The 18,782-nt window shown below is 63.4% G+C and carries 16 protein-coding genes; 5 read left to right on the top strand and 11 right to left on the bottom strand.

Annotation, left to right across the window (positions count from 1 at the left end; genetic code table 11):
- The first annotated feature begins 101 nt into the window (after positions 1 to 101).
- The gene (locus QX108_RS12420) at positions 102 to 1,031 is read left to right on the top strand and encodes a LysR family transcriptional regulator (RefSeq protein ID WP_315721580.1); all 930 of its coding nucleotides are present in this window, start codon (positions 102 to 104) and stop codon (positions 1,029 to 1,031) included.
- 25 nt (positions 1,032 to 1,056) lie between these two features.
- Here the strand turns inward: QX108_RS12420 and QX108_RS12415 are convergent, their stop codons facing one another.
- From QX108_RS12415 to QX108_RS12400, 4 genes are all read right to left on the bottom strand, one after another.
- Positions 1,057 to 1,428 carry a hypothetical protein gene (locus QX108_RS12415; protein ID WP_315782213.1) on the bottom strand — a complete coding sequence of 124 codons (372 nt, stop codon included), beginning with the start codon at positions 1,426 to 1,428 and terminating at the stop codon, positions 1,057 to 1,059.
- 360 nt (positions 1,429 to 1,788) lie between these two features.
- The gene (locus QX108_RS12410) at positions 1,789 to 2,889 is read right to left on the bottom strand and encodes an ATP-binding protein (protein WP_315782211.1); all 1,101 of its coding nucleotides are present in this window, start codon (positions 2,887 to 2,889) and stop codon (positions 1,789 to 1,791) included.
- A complete protein-coding gene (locus QX108_RS12405; RefSeq protein ID WP_315721577.1) occupies positions 2,886 to 3,323 on the bottom strand; it encodes a response regulator in 438 nt (145 codons plus the stop codon). Before QX108_RS12405 ends, QX108_RS12410 begins: the two co-directional genes overlap by 4 nt.
- Entirely contained in the window at positions 3,323 to 6,064 is a 2,742-nt protein-coding gene (locus QX108_RS12400) for a PAS domain S-box protein (RefSeq protein WP_315782208.1), read from the bottom strand. The genes QX108_RS12405 and QX108_RS12400 overlap by 1 nt, the downstream gene beginning before the upstream one ends.
- Before the next feature lie 383 nt (positions 6,065 to 6,447).
- On the opposite strand from QX108_RS12400, the gene QX108_RS12395 reads away from it, so the two are divergent.
- Positions 6,448 to 7,467, top strand: a complete 1,020-nt coding sequence (locus QX108_RS12395; protein ID WP_409998498.1) for a glycoside hydrolase family 113 — start codon at positions 6,448 to 6,450, stop codon at positions 7,465 to 7,467.
- 1 nt (position 7,468) lies between these two features.
- On the opposite strand, the gene QX108_RS12390 is transcribed toward QX108_RS12395, so the two are convergent.
- The 6 genes from QX108_RS12390 to QX108_RS12365 all read right to left on the bottom strand — a co-directional run bounded on the left by QX108_RS12390 (position 7,469) and on the right by QX108_RS12365 (position 15,195).
- Complete coding sequence (locus QX108_RS12390; RefSeq protein WP_315782204.1) at positions 7,469 to 8,233, bottom strand: hypothetical protein; 765 nt, start codon at positions 8,231 to 8,233, stop codon at positions 7,469 to 7,471.
- 80 nt (positions 8,234 to 8,313) lie between these two features.
- Complete coding sequence (locus QX108_RS12385; RefSeq protein ID WP_315782203.1) at positions 8,314 to 9,273, bottom strand: response regulator; 960 nt, start codon at positions 9,271 to 9,273, stop codon at positions 8,314 to 8,316.
- Between the two features lie 27 nt (positions 9,274 to 9,300).
- Entirely contained in the window at positions 9,301 to 10,800 is a 1,500-nt protein-coding gene (locus QX108_RS12380) for a hypothetical protein (protein WP_315782200.1), read from the bottom strand.
- The gene (locus tag QX108_RS12375) at positions 10,797 to 12,671 is read right to left on the bottom strand and encodes a glycosyltransferase family 2 protein (protein WP_315782198.1); all 1,875 of its coding nucleotides are present in this window, start codon (positions 12,669 to 12,671) and stop codon (positions 10,797 to 10,799) included. Before QX108_RS12375 ends, QX108_RS12380 begins: the two co-directional genes overlap by 4 nt.
- Positions 12,672 to 12,679: 8 nt before the next feature.
- Entirely contained in the window at positions 12,680 to 14,644 is a 1,965-nt protein-coding gene (locus QX108_RS12370; RefSeq protein WP_315782196.1) for a hypothetical protein, read from the bottom strand.
- A 158-nt stretch (positions 14,645 to 14,802) separates the two neighbouring features.
- Entirely contained in the window at positions 14,803 to 15,195 is a 393-nt protein-coding gene (locus QX108_RS12365; RefSeq protein ID WP_315782192.1) for a hypothetical protein, read from the bottom strand.
- Positions 15,196 to 15,741: 546 nt separating this feature from the next.
- On the opposite strand from QX108_RS12365, the gene QX108_RS12360 reads away from it, so the two are divergent.
- Positions 15,742 to 16,602, top strand: coding sequence for a response regulator (locus tag QX108_RS12360; protein ID WP_315782190.1), 861 nt, complete (start codon positions 15,742 to 15,744; stop codon positions 16,600 to 16,602).
- Positions 16,603 to 16,913: 311 nt separating this feature from the next.
- Here QX108_RS12360 and QX108_RS12355 read toward each other — a convergent pair whose 3' ends face one another.
- Positions 16,914 to 17,276, bottom strand: a complete 363-nt coding sequence (locus QX108_RS12355; protein WP_315721567.1) for a hypothetical protein — start codon at positions 17,274 to 17,276, stop codon at positions 16,914 to 16,916.
- A 308-nt stretch (positions 17,277 to 17,584) separates the two neighbouring features.
- Here QX108_RS12355 and QX108_RS12350 point away from each other — a divergent pair, with 308 nt between their 5' ends.
- Both QX108_RS12350 and QX108_RS12345 read left to right on the top strand, forming a co-directional pair.
- A complete protein-coding gene (locus tag QX108_RS12350; RefSeq protein ID WP_315782188.1) occupies positions 17,585 to 18,046 on the top strand; it encodes a response regulator in 462 nt (153 codons plus the stop codon).
- Positions 18,043 to 18,717 carry a LuxR C-terminal-related transcriptional regulator gene (locus tag QX108_RS12345; protein ID WP_315782186.1) on the top strand — a complete coding sequence of 225 codons (675 nt, stop codon included), beginning with the start codon at positions 18,043 to 18,045 and terminating at the stop codon, positions 18,715 to 18,717. The genes QX108_RS12350 and QX108_RS12345 overlap by 4 nt, the downstream gene beginning before the upstream one ends.
- The last annotated feature ends 65 nt before the right edge of the window (positions 18,718 to 18,782 follow it).

Genomic DNA, 18,782 nt, shown 5'->3' with positions numbered 1-18,782 from the left:
TGGCTTTGTTCTTGTCGGACGATTTTGCCTTGCAGGAAATGGAAATAAAGCCCAAAAATAGTAACTCTGTTTTCCGCTTAGCGTAACAATTCAGCGCAATAATGGACCGTCTGCTCCAGCTCGAGGTGTTTTCCCGGACGGCCGAGCTGGGCAGCCTGTCCAAGGCCGCCGAGTCGTTGCGGATGTCCAACGCGGCGGCGAGCCGGCATCTCAGTGCGCTGGAGGAGCGGCTCGCGGTGCGCCTGATCGAGCGCAACACCCGCCGTCTCTGGCTGACCGAAGCCGGGCAGGAGCTGCTGCAGCGCTGCGGCACGCTGCTCAACGAGCTGGCCGAGGCCGAGGATGCCGTCAGCGATCGCGCGCTGTCGCCGCAGGGCATGCTGCGCGTCACCAGCTCGCTGTCGTTCGCCACGATCTATCTCGCGCCGATGCTGCCGGCGTTCCGCGCGATGTATCCGAAGCTGAACCTGCAGATCATCGCCGCCAACCGCTATCCGGATTTCATCGAGGCGGGCATCGACGTGGCGATCCGCACCCGTGAGCATGAGCCGGACTCGGGCATCGTCGTCCGCCGCATCGGCCAGATGCGGCGCGTGCTGGCGGCGGCGCCGTCCTATCTCGCCAGCCGTGGTTGCCCCGTCGTTCCCGGCGATCTCGTGCGCCACGACATGCTGATCTACAACCTCGCCAACGATCCGTATTCGCTGTCCCTGCGCAACGGCACGACCGCCCAGAGCATTCGGATCGCGCCGACGCTCGACAGCAATGACGGCCAGGTGATCAGGGGCGCTGCGCTCGCCGGACTCGGCATCCTGATCCAGCCGCTCTACATCGTGCAGGGCGACATTCTGGCCGGCCGGCTGGTGCCGCTCCTGCTCGATTGGGAGCTGCCCCTCCTGACGATGAACATCGCCTACCAGAACCGCGTCCGGCTGCCGGCAAAGATCAGGGTGTTCGCCGATTTCCTCGTCGACCACATCCGCACCCGTTCCGACCCGGGAATCTGGATCGAGCCGCCGAAGCCGGATTGAGCCTGATGCCCTTTGCGCGGCAGCGTCATTGAGTGTTCTGTAAAAAATAAATTGCTTGCCATTTTTCAGAAATAATGCTTTTCTCCCTGCAGCCCGCCTCGTGCAGAGGGACGTACGCGTCGTCACGAACGTTGAGGAGGGTGGCGATGGACGTGACGGCCGTGCCAGACGAGCGCGAGCCGTTGCGGACGGCGAAGTCGTGTGGTCCTGGCCTCTCGACGCTGAGGTCAAGCTCGCGGTCGTTGCTGTGACGGCACGCGCGGGTGATGGGGGCAAGAGAGCCGATCCCCAGGGAGAGCACGAAGGACACCGTAAAACCGTCGCGCGGGGAAGGCCGGATCTGTCCGGCTGTACCTGTGGTACCTGCCGCCTGCATTCTTTTGAGCAGGCGGGCCACGGGCCTCAGCCGAGGTCCGGCCTTCTCCGCGCCCTCTCGCATGTCAGGAGGGACATGATCGATGCATCACCCGGGCGCGATGTGCCGCGGGATGAACGACGCGCGTGTGGATGTTGGTCATGCAGCCAGGCCCCTTCGCCCCACATTCGGTGTCGGCCCCCCATTGCCGCAGGAAGATGTGCGAGGCACGATGGCCGGACAACGCCGATGGCCCCGAGTGAAGTCAGGACCACAAGGCATGTGAAGCGCGTTCAAAAAATCAGCGCCACAGGCACCGAGCAACTGGTGGGCCCGGCAGGACTCGAACCTGCAACCAGCCGCGAGTCTGAAACGTGGTCGTTGCCTTGGGTGTGCGGATCTTCAAGCCGAAAGGGGAAGCGTGAAATTGAATGTTGTCCCTCCCTCAGGATTGGACTCGCACCAGATCTTCCCATTGTGACGTTCCACGATCTTCCGGCAGGTCGCGAGTCCGAGGCCGGTGCCCTCGAACTCGTCCCGGCCGTGCAATCGCTTGAAAGGTTCGAAGATCTGCTGGTGAAATTCCGGAGAGATGCCGATGCCGTTGTCGCGAACGCCGATCCGCCACGTGTCCGCTTTCTCCGGCGTGGCGGAGACGTGCAAGGCCGGTACGGTGGCCTTGCAATATTTGATGCCGTTTCCGATCAGGTTCTGGAGGAGCTGTGTCAGCAGCGGCGCGTGACCAAAGACGATCGGAAGGTCGCCACGTGTCACCTTCGCTCCCCTGTTGCTGATGATCTGTCCCAGATTGGAGAGCGTGTCCTCCACCACGAGATTCATGTCCACCGGCTCGAAGACGACATGCGCGTCCGATTTGGTGTATTCGTGAAGGGTGTCGAGCAGCGCGACCATGCGCTCGCCAAGGTGAACCATGCGTCCGCAGTAGTCGCTGATCTTGGCCGGGTCGGCATTGCCCGACTTGACGGCATGGCTGATGATCGATGCAAATCCGCGGATCGAGGAAATCGGCGATTTGAGATCGTGGACGAGGACGTCGGCGAACCGTTCCAGTTCCTCGCGCTGCTGATCCAGCGCAAGCTGCATGGCTGCCTTCTTGCGCGCATAGCGGAGAATGCGGCCGACGGATCGCTCGTTGATGTGTTCCTTCGCGATATAGTCCGATGCGCCACGCTTCATCGCCTCGGTCGCGATGGCGGCGTCGCCCTGGCCCGTCGCCATGACGATGAACATCGCTGGAGCGATCCGGTGCAAAGCTTCCACGCCATCGAGCCCATCGCGTCCCGGAAGTTGATAGTCGACGACCGCAACATCGAATGACTGCCGCTCGCACGTGGCCAGCGCCTTGTCGATGCTGTCGGTCTCGACGCATTCGCAGGCGATCCCCGCGCGCTTTAGCGCGCGCATGACGTTCTTGCGGTCTGCGTCGTCATCGTCCGTGATCAGGATCGTCACGGCATCACTGGCGGCATGTAGCTGGCTCATGGGAGCTCCACGATCCGCCAATAGCCCTGCATCAATTCGACGAGCTTATGAAAATTCTCGCCGACGCGTTCCTTGAGGATGTACCCCGCAACATTGAGGTTATAGGAGGCAAACTTGTCCTCGTCCCGGCTCGAGGTCGTCAGCATGAACACGATGCTGCGCTTCAAGCCGTCGTCCAGCCGAATTTCTCTGACGAACTCGATGCCGGTCATGCGAGGCATGTTGATGTCGACGAGCAGGATATAGGGCGAGTTCAGCTTCGTCTTTCCATTCGTGCCGCGCAATATGTCGAGCGCATCGACGCCGTCGTTTGCCCTCAGCAGCGGATTGATGATTCTTGCGGATTTGAATGCGCGTTGCACGGATCTGGCGTCGCCTTCGTCGTCGTCGACGAGCAGGATCGTCACGTCACGCGCCCGTTCGGCGTCGGCCATCATCGTTTCCGTTCCTTCGCCGCGTTGGGAGTAAGGAGGCTGAAATAGAAGGTCGTCCCCTCGCCGACGGTCGATTCGAGGAGGATCGATCCGCCGGAGAGTTCAATCTGTTTGCGTACGATTGCGAGACCCATGCCACTGCCTTCGACTTGGTCTCGCGGTTTCAGAGTCTGAAACATCTTGAATATCCTGTCGTGGAACTGAGCCGGAATGCCGGGACCGTCATCCTTGACGGCAAAGGCGTGGTGCGACCCGCGATCCACGACGGAGATCTCGATGCGACCAGCCGCTTTGTGATGGTGCTTAATGGCATTGCCGATGAGGTTCATCATGATCTGCTGCAAGGGCATGCGAAAGACCTCGATCGCGCCGAATGCGGGGTCCACGATCACCTCGAAGCCATCAGGCGGCGTCATCAGGGCAAGTACGTTGTCCATGAGTTCGGCACCGGAAATGACTTCGCTGCCGGCGGCCTCGCGGCCAATGCGGGAGAATTCCAGGAGATCGTCGAGGAGTTTCTCAAGCCTTCTCACGCGGCCGCGCAAGAGCTGCATGCTCACCAGGTTTTCTCCGGTCAGGTGCGGCGCAAGATCCTCTTCGAGCCATCTCGAAGCATTGTCGATGACCCGCAGCGGCGCCTTGAGGTCATGCGATGCCGCATAGGCAAAATCGTCGAGCTCCCTGTTCGCGGCCTCCAGCTCGGCGGTGCGTTGCGCCACCTGTTGCTCGAGCCTCTCATTGAACTGCCGGCGTTCCTCCTCGGCCAGCTTCCGATGCGTGATATCGAAGATTGCGCCGAGCACCATGAGGCCCTCGTCCGTGTCGATCGGCGTGAGGCTGATCTCGATGGGAAACTCGCTGCCATCCTTGCGCCGGGCATAGATTTCGCGCCCTGGACCCATCGCTCGCTGCAACGATTCCCTGAGGGTCGGACTGGCGAAGTACCGCTCGATGTGGGCCTGATGCTTACCCCGTTCGTCGGCCGGCATCAGCAGTTCGACGCGCTGCCGGAGCAGTTCGTTGCCTTCGTACCCGAATAGCCGTTCGGTTTGTCGGTTCACCAGCGAAATCAGGCCGGCGCGATCGATCATGATCATCGCGGTCGGGGTCGACTCGACCACGAGACGAAATTGCTCCTCCGCGGCCTTGCGAGCCGATATGTCCCTGAGTGCGCCGACGATCCCGGTCGTCTCTCCCGAAGCCGGATCCCTGATCGCTCTCATCACGGCTTCGAGCCAGATCCGGCGGCCGTCGCGATCGTGGGCACGGATGGAGATCGAACTCTGCTCGACCTCGTCGGTCAGCAGCGAATTGAGGGCCGTCTGCAATTGCTCGACATCCTCGGGATGGATCGGGCCATACGGCTGTTGGCCGAGCAGCTCGCTTTCATCCACCCCCAATATGTCCCGACATGCCGGAGAGACGTAGCGGAGGCGAAGGTCGCGATCGAGCTGGATGATCAGGTCCGAGCTGTGATCGGCAAGAATGCGATACCGAGCTTCGCTCTCCTTGATCATGCGCTGTGCTTCGCGCATCTCCGTGATGTCGGTGATGAGCACGAACAAGCCGAGCACGTTTCCGCTGGCGTCGCGATGCGGGATATAGTTGGTCCAGGTGTTGCGGATGCTTCCATCCGCCTTGTTCAGCATGCGCTCGTAGTTCTGCCGCTGGCCCGACAGGGCGGCCTGGATGTGAGGCTCGGCCTCGGCGAACAGGGTCTCGTCCAGCAGGGACGTGACGTGGCAACCGACGAGCTCCTCCGGCGATCGGCCGAACCACTCCTCATAGGCCGTGTTTGCGAAGCGGCATCGAAGGTCGCGGTCCCAATACGCGATGACGCTCGGGACGGCATCGATGATGGTCTTGAGCTCTGCCGTTCTGGCGGCGACCTGCTGCTCGAGGGAGAAATTGCTCTTCCGAAAGTGGTCTTCCACCCGCTTCTGCCGGCTGATATCCCGCTCGATGATCGATGCGCCGATGATCGTCCCATCCTGACGCCGGATCGGTATTGCCCTGATCGACACGTCGATCGCAGTGCCGTCCTTGCGCAAACGGCGCGTCTCCAGATTGTCGATATGTTGTCCCCGTCTCACCTGATCGAGGATATAGTCGTCATGGATCAGCTGCTCGGGCGGGATGTGGATACGGATGCTCCGGCCAATGACCTCGTTCGGCCGGAATTGGAAGAGACGCTCGGCAGCGGCGTTCCATGACAGGATCGTGCCCGAGAGGTCCTTGGCGACGATCGCGTCCTCCGAGGAGTCGAGGAGGGCGTCGGCTATTGCGGCTTTTTCTTCGAGTTCTTTCTTCGCTTTTTCCAGTTCGCGGTGGCTCTTGCAGAGGATTCCGTTGATTTGTGAGCAGAGCGAAGTGGGATCGAAGGGCTTGGCGATGACACCTGCGACGCCGACGCGCCGAAGGTCGTCCACCTCCTTTGCGCTCGTGGCGGCAGTGACATAGATCACGGGAATGCCGGCGGTCTGCGGTCGCTCCCGCAAGCGCGCCAGCGTCGTGGGGCCGTCCATGCCGGGCATGTTGTGGTCGAGCAGGATGAGGTCAGGAGACCATTTTGCGGTTGCGGCTAGTGCCTCCTCGCCGGAGGCGCAACTGCGCACATTGAAGTTCGAATCGAATGCGATGGCCGTCCCGACGATCTCCCGGGCGTCGGCGTCGTCATCGACATGCAATACGTCGACCGAGCGCATCTGGAATTGCACATTCATGTCGATGTCGACCAACATCCAGTGATGAAAGTGAATACGCTGTCCATCGGATCAAGCGCCGACGAAAACTCGCAACTAATAAATGACGTGCATAAAAGGTGAGTTTCACTGATGCGCGTAATACTACCTAATGGTTGCAAGATAAACGTTTGCAGCGAGAATATAAACATCTAAGTGCAGGTTGATGCTGTTTGCGGAGTTTCATTGGCAGCGATATCCGGAGTTTTGCGGAGTTCGTTGTTCGATCTGTGCGACGACGGTTGCCGAAAGAGGAGCGATTCGACCGAGGTCCTGATCGCGGCGGTATCGGGGGCTTGGCGGTCATCGAGTCTCGACTCTGAGTTCTGCGGGAAAATCGTTGATGTGAGAACCGTTGCCAAAACAACGACAGGCCGAATCAAATGCGCAATAGATCCATGCGGCTGGTAATTCGATCGCTGGTATGGGGCGCATGTGCCAGCTGCCTCCTCGATCCGGCGCTTGGCCGTCGCCTGGACGGGTTCAACATTGTAGCGACACCAGACCATCCGTTCGGCTCCGCGACAGCGGAGCAGGCGTTGTCGATGGCGAAGAGGCTTGGCGCCACGTCGGTCGCCGTGATTCCATTTCTCTGGCAGTCGACGCCTTTGGCACCGGACATCGTCGCGGGAAGCGCCATGTCCGACGAGGAGCTGCGCGCGGCGATCCAGCAGGCGCGCCGGCTCGGTCTGACCGTGATCGTCAAGCCGCACGTCTGGGTGCCGGGCAGCTGGGCCGGCGCCGTCGAGCCCGCATCGGAGCAGGATTGGAAGGCCTGGTTTGCGCGGTACCAGGCCGAGCTCGAGCGGATTGCTCGAATAGCAGCCGATGAAGGTGCCGATGTCCTCGCCATTGGCACCGAGCTCGCCAGGACCACGCGGCGTACGGAATGGAACGCCGCAATCGCGGCCGTGAGGTCGGCGTTTCCACGGACCTTGCTTTACGTCGCGCACAATGCGGACGAAGCCGAAGCGATTGCGTTCTGGCCACTTCTGGATGTCATCGGCGTATCCTTGTATCCGCCACTCGGCGCCGATGACGACCGCGGCGGCCGTATCGCCATGATGGAAGCAGAGGCCGAGCGCCTCGATGCGCTGTCGAACCGTTGGCGTAAGCCCGTGCTGGTGGCCGAGATCGGATTGCGTTCGGCCAAGGGCGCTGCCGCCAAGCCCTGGGAGAGTGCCGAAGAGAGGGCCGCGCCCGTGGATGTGCAGCTTCAGGCCGATGTCATCGAGGACTGGCTCGCGGTGCTCAAGCGCCCGGCGGTTGCGGGCGTCCTGGTCTGGCGCTGGTTCACCGATCCGGCCGCCGGCGGGAATGCTGACACCGACTTCACCGTGCAGGGCAAGCCGGCGGAAGCCGTGCTGTCCTGCGCATGGGCCGGTGTCTGCCGCAAACCCTGAGTCAGAACCTGTACCAGGCTCCGACCACGAGGCCGTTCTCTTGCAGAGCATTCCGCCCCCAATAGGTCGAGTAGCCGCCGATCTGCAGCGACAGCGCCGGTGTCAACGCGTAGACGGCGCTGAGCTGGGCCTTGTGATAGGAGTAGCTGCCGAAGCCAGTGGTGCCGGCGCCCTCGGACAGCACATTGAACGATTGCGCGAGCAGCAGCCAGCGTTCGGTTGGGCGAATGCCGAAGGTGATATCGGTCCGGAATTCGCTCGGCGGACCATCCAGGCGATAACGTTGCGCGATCTGGAGATCGACGAAGGCGGGGAGCGTTCCGGCCTTGAAACTGTAGCCGGCGAGGCCGCGAAGCTCGATCTGCCGGTCGGTCTGACCAATCGCTGCCAGGTTCGATGTGTCGGACGTGCCGGGCATGCGGAAGATCGCCTGCACGGAAAACACCCAGGAGGAATCAGACCAGACACGGACCCGGGCTCCGATGTCGGTGTAACCGATGCCGCTGCGCTGCGCTCCGACAGGCGATCCGATGTCGATGTGCTGCAGCGAAGGCTGGACGATGCCGGTGATCCAGTCCGTGAGGCCATACTCGATCAGCAGCTGGGCTTCGTCCTTGCTGTAGCGCGGGATGCGACGCAGTGCGCTGCCGCTGTCGAAAAGGCGGGTCGACTGCATCGCCGTGCCGGTGAACACCAGGGCGCCCGTCCCGGCCTCGAGTGTCCAGGCGCCGGCCCACGCCTGGCTCGCGCAGCCCGCCGACGTCATGGCGATGAGGCACAGGATCTTGCGGCGCCCGGCCAGCGCGCTGAGGGAAGCCGTGGCATGCGTTCGGGCCGTCCAACGAGCTAAGCACATTGCGGCACGACACGGTCGCCGCCGGTTGCGGCAATGTCCGACACCGCCGCGATGGCGCGGGTGAGCAGATGGATGCGGCCTGCGCCGTTGACGCGCTCGGTCACGACGGCAACGCTTGCGGTCGCGTGATGCGCCGCGATCGCTTCCGGATTGGAGATCCTGAGACCCGCGATCGAGGCGCGCAACGTCTCGGCAAGCTTCATGGCGGACGCCCGCGACTGGTCGGGGAGGATGAGGACGATGAGCCCGTCGCGGTAGATGGCTGCGACCACGCCGACAGAGGCCGTGGCCGCGCGCACCGCGGCTGCGACCCTTGCCATGATGCCGGCTTCCGAGGCCTTCCCGGTCTCCAGTTGCACGCAAAGCCGATCAACGGCGAGCGCGATGATGGAGGTCTCTGTGCCGGGCGGAAAGTTCACATCCGCGAGCAGGTAAGCCTCGGCTATTTCGCCGACGAACAGACCCGTGCTCCGATCGATCCAGTTCGATGCGCGACGGTCGCCTGATCCCGATGCCAGTCGCGTCAACTCGGCCTCGCGGGCTTCGCGGCGGTCGAATTCTGCCTTCAGCTTGAGCGCCGATCGCACGCGGGCCAGCAGTTCGACTCTGTCCACCGGCTTGGTGATGTAGTCGGTCGCGCCGGCTATGAACGCATTGCCGAGGCTCGCGGTATCGCCGAGCGCCGTCACCATGATGATCGGCACGCTGGCGTAGCGCGGGTCGTTGCGGATCCGCGCGCAGGCCTCGATGCCGTCGACCTCGGGCATGACGATGTCGAGCAGCACGAGACCGACCGTCACCGGCTCTGCCGACGATGCACCGATCCCGAGCGCCCGGTAGGCATCGTGGGCCGACCCCGCCGTGACGACCTGTTCATAGCCTGCGGCCAGCAGCATCGCCTCGGTGATGTCCCGCCCATCTTCGGAATCGTCGACAACGAGAATACGCATGGTGAACTCCCTCGAATGATCCTCACTTCAGTCCCGGATGGCCGTCTGTCCCGGGATGGCGTCCGTACGCCTGAATAGTCGCCAGCCGGCCTTGTCGTAGATGAGCTCATAGCCCGCGGCTCCCCGCCGATAGAGCAGAGGGAAGGCCTTGTTCAGCCGGTCCTGCGCTCCGCTTCCGATGTCCGGATCGGGCACGGCGACGAACGGAGCGTCGATCCGCGAGAACAGGATCCCGAGCGTGAATGTCTCGTCGGATGGCGACAGCAATCCGCGCGCGCTGCCCCGCCCGATGACGATCGCGGGGGCGTTCAGCGTGTCGACGAGAATTCCATCTCGTCCGACGCTGGCCTGGCCCAGATCGATCGCCGCGCTCCGCTCCGCGTCGACGTGATGACTCTCCAGGGCGATGGCGACGTTGACGGCTCCGCTGGGGTCCGCGATCGCCAGGCCGGCGACGCCGCCGACCCAACCGAGCGCGAGCAAGGCCGTCACGATCTCCAACCGCTTGCGCAGCGGCGGCATGTGGATGATGACGATCGCCGCCAGGACCGGCGGCATCACCGCAAGCGCTGCGGGATCACCGAACAGGCCGGTCGTGACCGCGAGAACAGCCGCCGCGACGGTCGTCGCGACGAACATCAGGAGGGGCGCGAGCAGAGGTCGCTGGCGCCATATCGACACGATCGCGAAGCCCACGATGGGCGCGCCGATCAGGATCGCCGCCATGATCGCAAGGCCGGCGTCGATCGAGAGGGAGCCGGATAGTCCGTGGCCGAACAGGGTGAAAAATCCCGCCGCCCAGGTGGCGACCCCTTCGGCGGGCGCCACCAGGAAGGTCCAGCCGCTGCCGGGGAATATCCAGGACATGTAGGAGAAGGCCGCGACGCAGAACGCCGTCGGGAACAGCAAGGCGAGCACCAGGTTCAACGTCGTCCTGGAGAGCTGCTCGGGCTGGATCGCGAGAACCAGAAACGGGACGGCGGCGCAAGTGATCGCGGCGCCTATCGGATGCGAGAAGGTCAATCCGAGCAGCGCCAGCGCGACAGCCATCACCTCGGGCGCGCCGGTACGGGCGCGTAGTCTGAACACGGCGCAGCCGAGCAAAAACAGGAAGACCGTGAAGATCATCTCGGATGGCCCGGCAATGGCGGCACGCAGGATCGCGGGATGCATCACGATCAGAACGACGATCAACGGTGCGACAATCGCGGCGATGCCGATGCGGTGGAACGAGGTCAGCAAGCTGCCGGCGAGCAGCGCCAGGACGACCCCGGTCAGGAGAACGGGGGTGGGCGTCCCGGCAGGCGTGACGAATTGTAGCAGTGTCGTGGCGAGGAAAGGGATGGTCGGATAGGCCGCCAGAATGCGCCCGATCGGCATCTGCCCTTCGCCCGCGGTCATCGCGCTCGCCCACAACGTCACGGCATCGTTGGGAACGAGGCCGGCCGTTACGGCGCTGAGCGAGACGACGAAGACGGCCACGCAGGCGACGGCCATCAACGTCCCGAGCGGCAACAGGCGGCTCATGCGGCGGCCTCCTGCGCCCGCGCCAGTTCGCGAGCGACATGCTTGGACACGCCGTGGTGCGTCTTCTCCCAATAGAACGGATTGCGCAGCAACTGCCACAGGCCGCGATAGGTCGCGATCGAGAGCATGACCCAGTAGCCGAACGCCGTGAGGCTATAGGGAATGAGATTGAGCCAGCCGCGCCGGATCGGCGCCAGCATGTTGAGGAACATCAACGCGCCATTGCCGGCGAGAAGGTTGAACAGGGCCAGGAACAGCAGCGGTTCCGGAAACACCGCCTCGAGCCCGCTGATCGCGGCGATCATCCAGGCGAGATAGAGCAGCCAGAACACCGGGTTGAGCAGGCCGGACAGCACAGTGCCGCCGATGAAGAAGACGAAGCCGAGAAAACCCAACGGTCCGATCATGCGCATGAAGCGGAGCGGGCGCCTTGTGTGAACCAGCAGGGTCTGCATGTAGCCCTTCATCCAGCGCGAGCGCTGCCTGATCCAGTTGCCGGCGTGGCAGCTTGCCTCCTCGAACGTGGTGGAATCCACGATGCCCACGCGATAGCCATGCTGCGTCAGGCGCACGCCGAGGTCGGCGTCCTCGGTGACGTTGAACGGATCCCAACCGTGCAGTTCGCGCAGCACGTCGATCTTGAAATGATTGGACGTGCCCCCCAAGGGGATCGGAATGCGGAGGTGGTCCAGCCCGGGCAGCATCTGGTCGAACCACAGGCCATAGTCCAGCGTGAACATGCGCGTGAGCCAGTTTTCGCTGGCGTTGAAATAGCTCAGGCTGCATTGCAGGCAGGCCGTATCGGCCGAGGACTTCCGGAACGTCGCGACCACCTTGCGAAGCTGGTCCGGCTCCGGCCGGTCCTCGGCATCGTAGATCACGAGGAATTCGCCGCGCGCGAACTGCAGCGCGAAATTGCAGGCCTTGGGCTTGGTCTGCGGGAGCGATGGCGGGACCCGGATGATCTCGAACATGCCTTCGAGACCGAGCTTGCTGGCGACCTCGATCGTCTCGTGGTCGCTGGCCTCCAGCACCAGCTTGATGTCGAGCTTTCCCAGGGGGTAGTCGAGGTCGCGCAGCGCCTGAGCCAGCATCGGCAGCATGGCCGGCTCCTTGTACATCGGCACCAGCACCGTGAAGACCGGGAGCTCGTCGTCCGTGAGCGCGCGCGCTTCGATTGCGATGGTCTCGTCGGCCATGCGCACGCCGCCAAACAGCACGAGCAGGCCCTTGAAGGCGAAATTGCCGAGATAGAAGACGCTCATGGCGACGTTGAGGGCGATCAGCGTCGTGAGGGGCGATAGCGCCAGGCCGAGCAGGATCAGGCTGAGCAGCGCATAGCCGAAGACGATCTGTCCCGGGGTGAAAACCCGCTGCGCCGAGAGCTCCGGATTGAGGTCGGCGAGTTCGTAGACGGCGCGCGCCGACAATGCGTCGTCAAACGCGGCCTGCACCGCCCAGACGATGTCGAACTTGGTCGCGACGACGAAGCCGATGTTCGCTCCCCAGCGCTTTCTCGCAAAAAGCAGCGTCTCGGGCCCAGGCTCGGCGGTCGCGATCATCAGCCGCCCGTCGCTCTGCTTCCACGGCATGATCAGCATGCGGGCGTAGATGTCCGCCTCTCCCTCGCGAAGGAGTGCGAGGTCCGGTGGCTCACGGATCAGATCGACGAACGGCAATTCGTAATGGTAGGCGACAGCCTGATAGTAGATCGCCGGCTCGGCCCAGTTGCGCGACAGGATGGCGTTGCCGAGGCTGACGTGCCAGGCCTCGGCGAGAGCGATGGCCTCGTCGAGCTGGCCGAGCGTGAGGACGCGGCGGGCGACGAGGATGTCGCCGAGGGCGCGATCGGAAGCTGACAATGGCTGCATGGCAGGTCCTATTCGCCGGCGCGGCGAGCTGCACGGCGGCGGTACATGCGCTGGGCCAGCATCAGCAGTGCGAGAGTTGCGAGCACCCAGGTGATGCCAACGATCCATGGCCAGCCGCGATCGAGGTTGGCTGTCCACGACGGCTGGTCGGCATAGGTGACGCGCAGTAGGGTGTCGCGATAGCTGGAGAGCGCGAGGGCGACGCCGCTCCGGTCGAGAAATGCGACGTCGCCGCGGTCGAGATTGATGGCGGGCGAGGCGGACAATGATCCGTCGCCGCTCAGCGGGCGAACCCATAGTCCGGGAAATCCGTTCGCAGTGACGATCTGCGCGACCGCGCCGGTGGTCATCCCCCCGACATCGAGCAGAACGCGCTCGCTGCGATCGGTGATGGCGACGCGGCCGCGATCGAACCGCACGCGTTGATCGGCTCCGGCGGGAGGCGAGTTGCCGACCGAGATGAAGGGCGCCGACGGTGCCGCCGCGGCCCTGGCGTCGACATAGGTCACCTCGATCGGCGTCGTCCTGTTCGACAGGCCGCTCACCACGTTGGACAACGAGGCCAGCACCGAAAGGGGGCGATCAGCCGTCGATGCCGGAAGAAGAATCTGGATACCATTGCCCCACAAGCTCACCAGATCGGAGAAGTCGCGTGCTGCCGGGCCCGCTGGCGACAGCATCACCTGGCTGGAGCCGAGGAGCTCGGCAGGGTAGCCCTGCGGCTCGAACCGGCAGTCGCCCTGCGAACTGCGACGCTGCACGACCGTTCTGACATTCGCGATCGTGCCTACGAGTCCCTCTGGAAGAGCGAAATCGAGCCGCGTCGGTCCGCCGATCGCGGCGACCGTGCTGGCGAGCAGGTGTTCGTTGACGAAGGCGCTGACCACGGCCTTTTCGCCGGCACCGTCGGGAGCAACCATGACGTCGAGGACGAGGCGCGAGGGGCGGGTGCCTGCCGGCAGCGACTGGCTGGCGATCGTGATGGGAAGCTCGGCGCGGCCGAACACATCGACGCGCGGCGCGGTCAGACCGAGGTCGTTGAAACTGATTCGATCGGACAGCTTCCTGGCGGCCGAGATCGACCCGATCGACGCTGTCGGCGTATCGCGCAGGGCCAGGAGCGAGGGATCGCCGAGCAGCCTTCCGATCTGAGACGACCCGGAATCCGTGGCCAGAAGGACCGGAACGCCGCCGATCCGACCTGCTGCGAGCGCGTTGTTTGTCCGGGCCCCGCGCGCGTAGTTCACCAATGTTGCCGTCGGTCCATCGAGCCGATCCGCGATCTCATCGAACGATCCGACGACGATGAGGCCACGCGTCCAGCGCCCCCTGTTGTCCTGGTCGACCATGTCCGGCATGCCGTTCTTGCCGTGATGAAAGCTGACGGTCCGGCCGGCGGCCTTGAGGGATCGGGCGATCGTCAACGCGGTGGCGATATCGGCAGCCGGCGGCGATGCGCTGGACAGCAGAATGCCGACGTCTCGGGGCATCAGCGCCGCGGTCGCCGCAATGTTCGGCGTGCCCGAGAGTCCCAAGGCAAAGTCGACCATGGTTTCGGGGCGGATGGTGACGCTGTCTCCGACATAGCGGACATCGATGCAGCGATCCTGCGTCGCCGCGCCGGAATACACGAACGACAGCTTGAGAAAGCCCTCGCGTGCCGACACATTCGCAAGCGAGATGCGGGCCGTGCGCCCCGTACCCCTGCCGTCCAAGGTCAGCGCGGCGATCGAACGATCGTTCGCCAGGATTTCCAGGCTGCGGCGCGCCTCGTGAGCACTCACGTCGTCATAGGCCAGAACGAGTTCAGCCAGATTGAGTTCGACGCCCTGCGGAACGCGAATATAGAGTTCGCGCCGCCCGCCGAGATTCGACAAACGAAACCCTTCGGGAAATCCGGCATCGGCGATGGGAATACCGACCCGCAGCGATTTGGGTGTCGTCTCGCCGATCGCCGCCGGGAGCGCGGCCATGAGCGGCGACGGCTGGAAGGCGGCCGGTCGCGCCGGCTCCGGCGGAGCGGCTGGCGGCCTGCGTTGCTGGGCATGGACTGACGACGCCTGGATTGCGAGAGCCGCAGCCAGGACAAAACGCACGAAATACGACACGATATTCCCCCGTCACTACAATATTAGGTTCCCCGGCTCTCATCCGCGCCGCATTGCGCGGCTTCCGCGGCAGTTCGGAGCCGTCCGAAATGCTTGGTCAATTCATTGAGTTCCTCAGTCTCCAATCCTCGCCGAGAGCGATAGGGCTCGACCAGAATGATGTCGCATGCTCGCGCCGCCTCACCGACCGCCCCAAATCCGATCGTCGAGGCGATCCCGCAAATCTCGTGGATCCAGCAATAGGTCTTCGCAACCATCTCCGCCGAGGTTGCCTCATCTTCCCTCATTCGCACCAGGTCGATGGCGGCCTGCTGCAAGCGTTCGACCAGTCTTACCGAGAAGCGCCCGCGCACGACGGCGAGACGCGCCTCGAGTTGTCGGTCCATGGCGGTGATTTGGGACGTCTCGTCCAGCATCCGACGTTCCCTAGGTCTCGGCGGATGCGGCCGCGGCGGCAAAATAAGGTGGCGCAATGGACGCGCGCCGCTGACAGGATGCTGCTAGCCTGGCCGCAACTATCATCCTCTCCGATGGCGTGTTGACCTGATCGTGCATGGATGACTGCTCCACATCCAAGATGAATATTCAGCGCGGCATTTCCGCACGTCGATAAAAGCTGAGCGAGTTTTGTTACTTTTGGACGCATGCTTTCGCGCGTAGAAATACGCTCGCTGACGACGAAATCTCATCGTCGCGTCGAAGTCGCGCTGCGGGCGGCACGTTCGCCGGGAGCTCCAACGGCCACGATGCCGGCGCGATCACTGCGCGCCGGCGGAGCGCACCGGGCGGAAATCGCGTAGTTCTACCTGCGATGACCTTATCCTGACGTTTAGGCTGCCTTGATCGGATCGCGATGGGCCGGGCGTCGGATGCAGTCGGTGAGGCGTTGCGTGAGTCGGCTCGATCTACGGTGAAATCCCTCGTCAAGAACGGGATCTGGGACCAAAGTGGGAGCGCAAGCGATGGATGCACGGCAGGTGAGCAGGGCTACCTCGACAATTTTAATCGTCGACGATGATCCCCTGGTCCTCAAGGCGACCGCCGACTGGTGTACGTGGATGGGCTTCTTCGTCCTGACGGCGGCCACGGGATTGCAGGCTCTGATCAGGGCGGCCGAACACCGGCCCGATGTCCTTCTCATCGACGTCCACCTGCCGGAGATCGATGGATTGAGCGTCCTGAGCTATCTGTCGGACGCAGCCAAGAAGGCGCCTCATGTTATCGTGATGACCGGGCGGACCGATGAAAAAACCTTCGAGCTATGCGACGGGCTCGCCGCGACATGCATACCCAAAGGCCGTCTGTTCTGGAAAGAGCTCGCGGCAAGCCTCGCCGAGATCTATCCCGAGAGGAATGCCGCGATAGCACAAGCGGCCCGACAATTCTCTGCTGCCGACGTCAGGCGACGTCCACGCGTTCTGCTGGTTGATGACGACGTGAGCGTGAAGAGGATGCTCGAGCACCGGTTCGAAGGACTGGGAGTCGATCTTCTGTATGCCAGCGACGCTACACGAGGATTCTGGAAAGCGCGGCGTGAGCATCCGAGCGTCATCGTCACTGATTTCTGCATGCCGAACGGCGATGCCAACTATCTTCTCACGAAGCTGCGGAGTGCGTCAGAGACCCGCGACATTCCGGTCATCGTCCAGTCGGGACGGCATCTCAGCAGGCCGATCAAGCGCAAGCTTCAGGAGGAAATCGACGGTCGTCCCGGAGCGGCCCGGGTCCTGCGTAAATCGTCTGATGGCGCCGAGCTGCTGGACGCGCTGCAGAGGTATTGCGGGTTCGCCGCCATCCCTGAAGAGGCACCGTCTCCTTGTTGAGGGCAGCAATTCCCGCGTCGCAGGGATGCTCCTCCACCACGTCGTCGCATCGGGCATGGCCGTCACATACGCCGTCCGTTTCCATGCACGTCGTCCGGCGCCCTCGGAGTGATGTGGATAGCTGGCCCTTTGCCCCGCCGAGGATGCTAAGGCGGCGGAGGCAGGTCGGCCTCACTGCCTGACGGCAGCCGTTCCAAAATGGCGAAATGAGCGAAGCGACACCGCGCGCGGAGAGGGGCCGGCAACCAGGCCCGAATTGGCGGGGCGCCAGGACGTGTCGTCAGGCGCGTCCTGGCTTGGGGGCGGATCTCCTATCCACCGCGCTGATACATCATCCGCAATTCCGACGCTGCGGCCGATTGCAGATGAGCGAGCGCCTCCTTCAGGTTCGAGATCTCGCGATTGGTCGGCTTGCGCTTCTCAGCCATGGCGCGCAGCAGCGCCGTTTCGGCGGCGCGGGCCGCCTGCCCGGTGGCGGCGAAGCCGACCGTCGGACCGATGCCGCAGATGCCGTGCAGGTGACGATACGATTCGGAAACGAGTGCCCCACCGGCGTCGTCCCCCCGTGCCATACGGTCTGCAAAGATGAGAGTAGCCGTGATCTTGCTTTCGAGTGCGGTTGCGAAGCGGTGCCTCACTTTGGCAAGGCGGGCCTCGAATTGGTCGCCGGTCATGCAGTCCTCCTCGTGCTACATCCCAGCAGCGTCTCCCCGAAGAATTAATTTCACGTCATCGCACAAGGATCAATGCGTTCGATCGCGAACGTGATTATTCCGGTGGCCCGAGCATGGGACGGCTCGCCGGAGCAATCCGTAGGCGAAGCCGCTCGGGGCAGGAGGGGCGGACGGTCAGGTAGTTTTACGTGCAGTGAAATTAACGCACCGTCAGATATGGCTGAATAGCTTTGCCGAGGCGTAGCACCTCTGTTTGCACAGATCGCGGTGTTGCGAGGCTGTGAACTTGTCGCCGCTGGGGTTATACCATGTACGCGTCAGGGCAGGTCGCCCGTATCCAAGTCGATCGAGCCGTCACGGCTCCTCCGTTCTTGCGAGTGCTCGTCATCGACGACGACGAGAGCGTAGGAGCGGCGATCAAGGCGTTCCTGACGCGTCGCAGATGTCGTACCGAACTGGCATCGGGCGCCTATGCGGGTATTCAGGCGCTCGCGCATGCGAACTTCGACTTGGTTCTGGTTGATCTCTTCATGACCGGAATGAGCGGACTCGACGCGATTGACTATATCCGGCAACGATCAGCCATACCCATTGTCGCCATGTCCGGCTTCAGGTTGCGTAGCTCGCTCGAGCCGATCGACTATCTTCGCACGGCTTTGCAAAGGGGCGCCTCGTGCTATCTTCGCAAGCCGTTCTCCTCCCGCCAGTTGATTGAGGCCATAGATCTGAGCTTGCCCCCTCATGCTCATTCTGGAGCTCTGCTGCGATGAGCCGGTTCGGCGGCGAGATGACGGACGCGGCACGTTCCGAGGCGAAATCGCCCCGTGACGATCGTGCCATTGCCGCGAACGAGGTCGGCGCGGCGATCGCTCACCAATTGAATGGACCATTGACTGCGCTTCTGCTCTATCTCGAGGACCTTTGTCAGGGCGGCGGCGGGTTTCCTGAGATCGAACATGATGGCGTATCGCTGAGGGAAGTCGCTGAGAACGCGCTGCGCGAGGCCGAAGCCGTCTGCAGGTTGGTGCAGCGGCTTGGCGATACGTTCGAGGCGCCACTCAGGCAACAGACCGCATTTGCGCAAAGTCGTGATGTCATCAGGTGGTGGTCGCGGGTCGGTAACGCCCGCGACGAGGCACAACCGATTCCGCAAAACGCAGTCTGGCTGCGTTCGCTGACCACGCGCGAGCAGGAAGTTCTGGGGCTGGTCCGAGACGGGTATTCGAACAAGGAAGGTGCGGCGCGGCTGCAGATCAGCCCGCGAACGTATGAAGGTCACCGGGCCGCTCTGATGCGGAAATCCGGAGCGAAGAACCTCGCAGACCTGCTTCGCTTGGCGGCTCAAGATCAGGAGACAGCCGACCGTCAGTTGCCGGCGAAGGCCGTGCGACGCCGGGCGGCCGCGCCGCAGCCGCGCGGGAAAGTCAGATGCGGAAGTTGAACGGCGAGACCGAGATCGATCGTTCCGTCACCGAGCCGGCCACCCGCCAGATCCAGGCTGCCGGA

This window comes from Bradyrhizobium sp. SZCCHNR1002 (genome assembly GCF_032381435.1).
GTDB lineage: Bacteria > Pseudomonadota > Alphaproteobacteria > Rhizobiales > Xanthobacteraceae > Bradyrhizobium > Bradyrhizobium aeschynomenes.
This window is presented reverse-complemented; position numbering and strand designations above follow the sequence as displayed.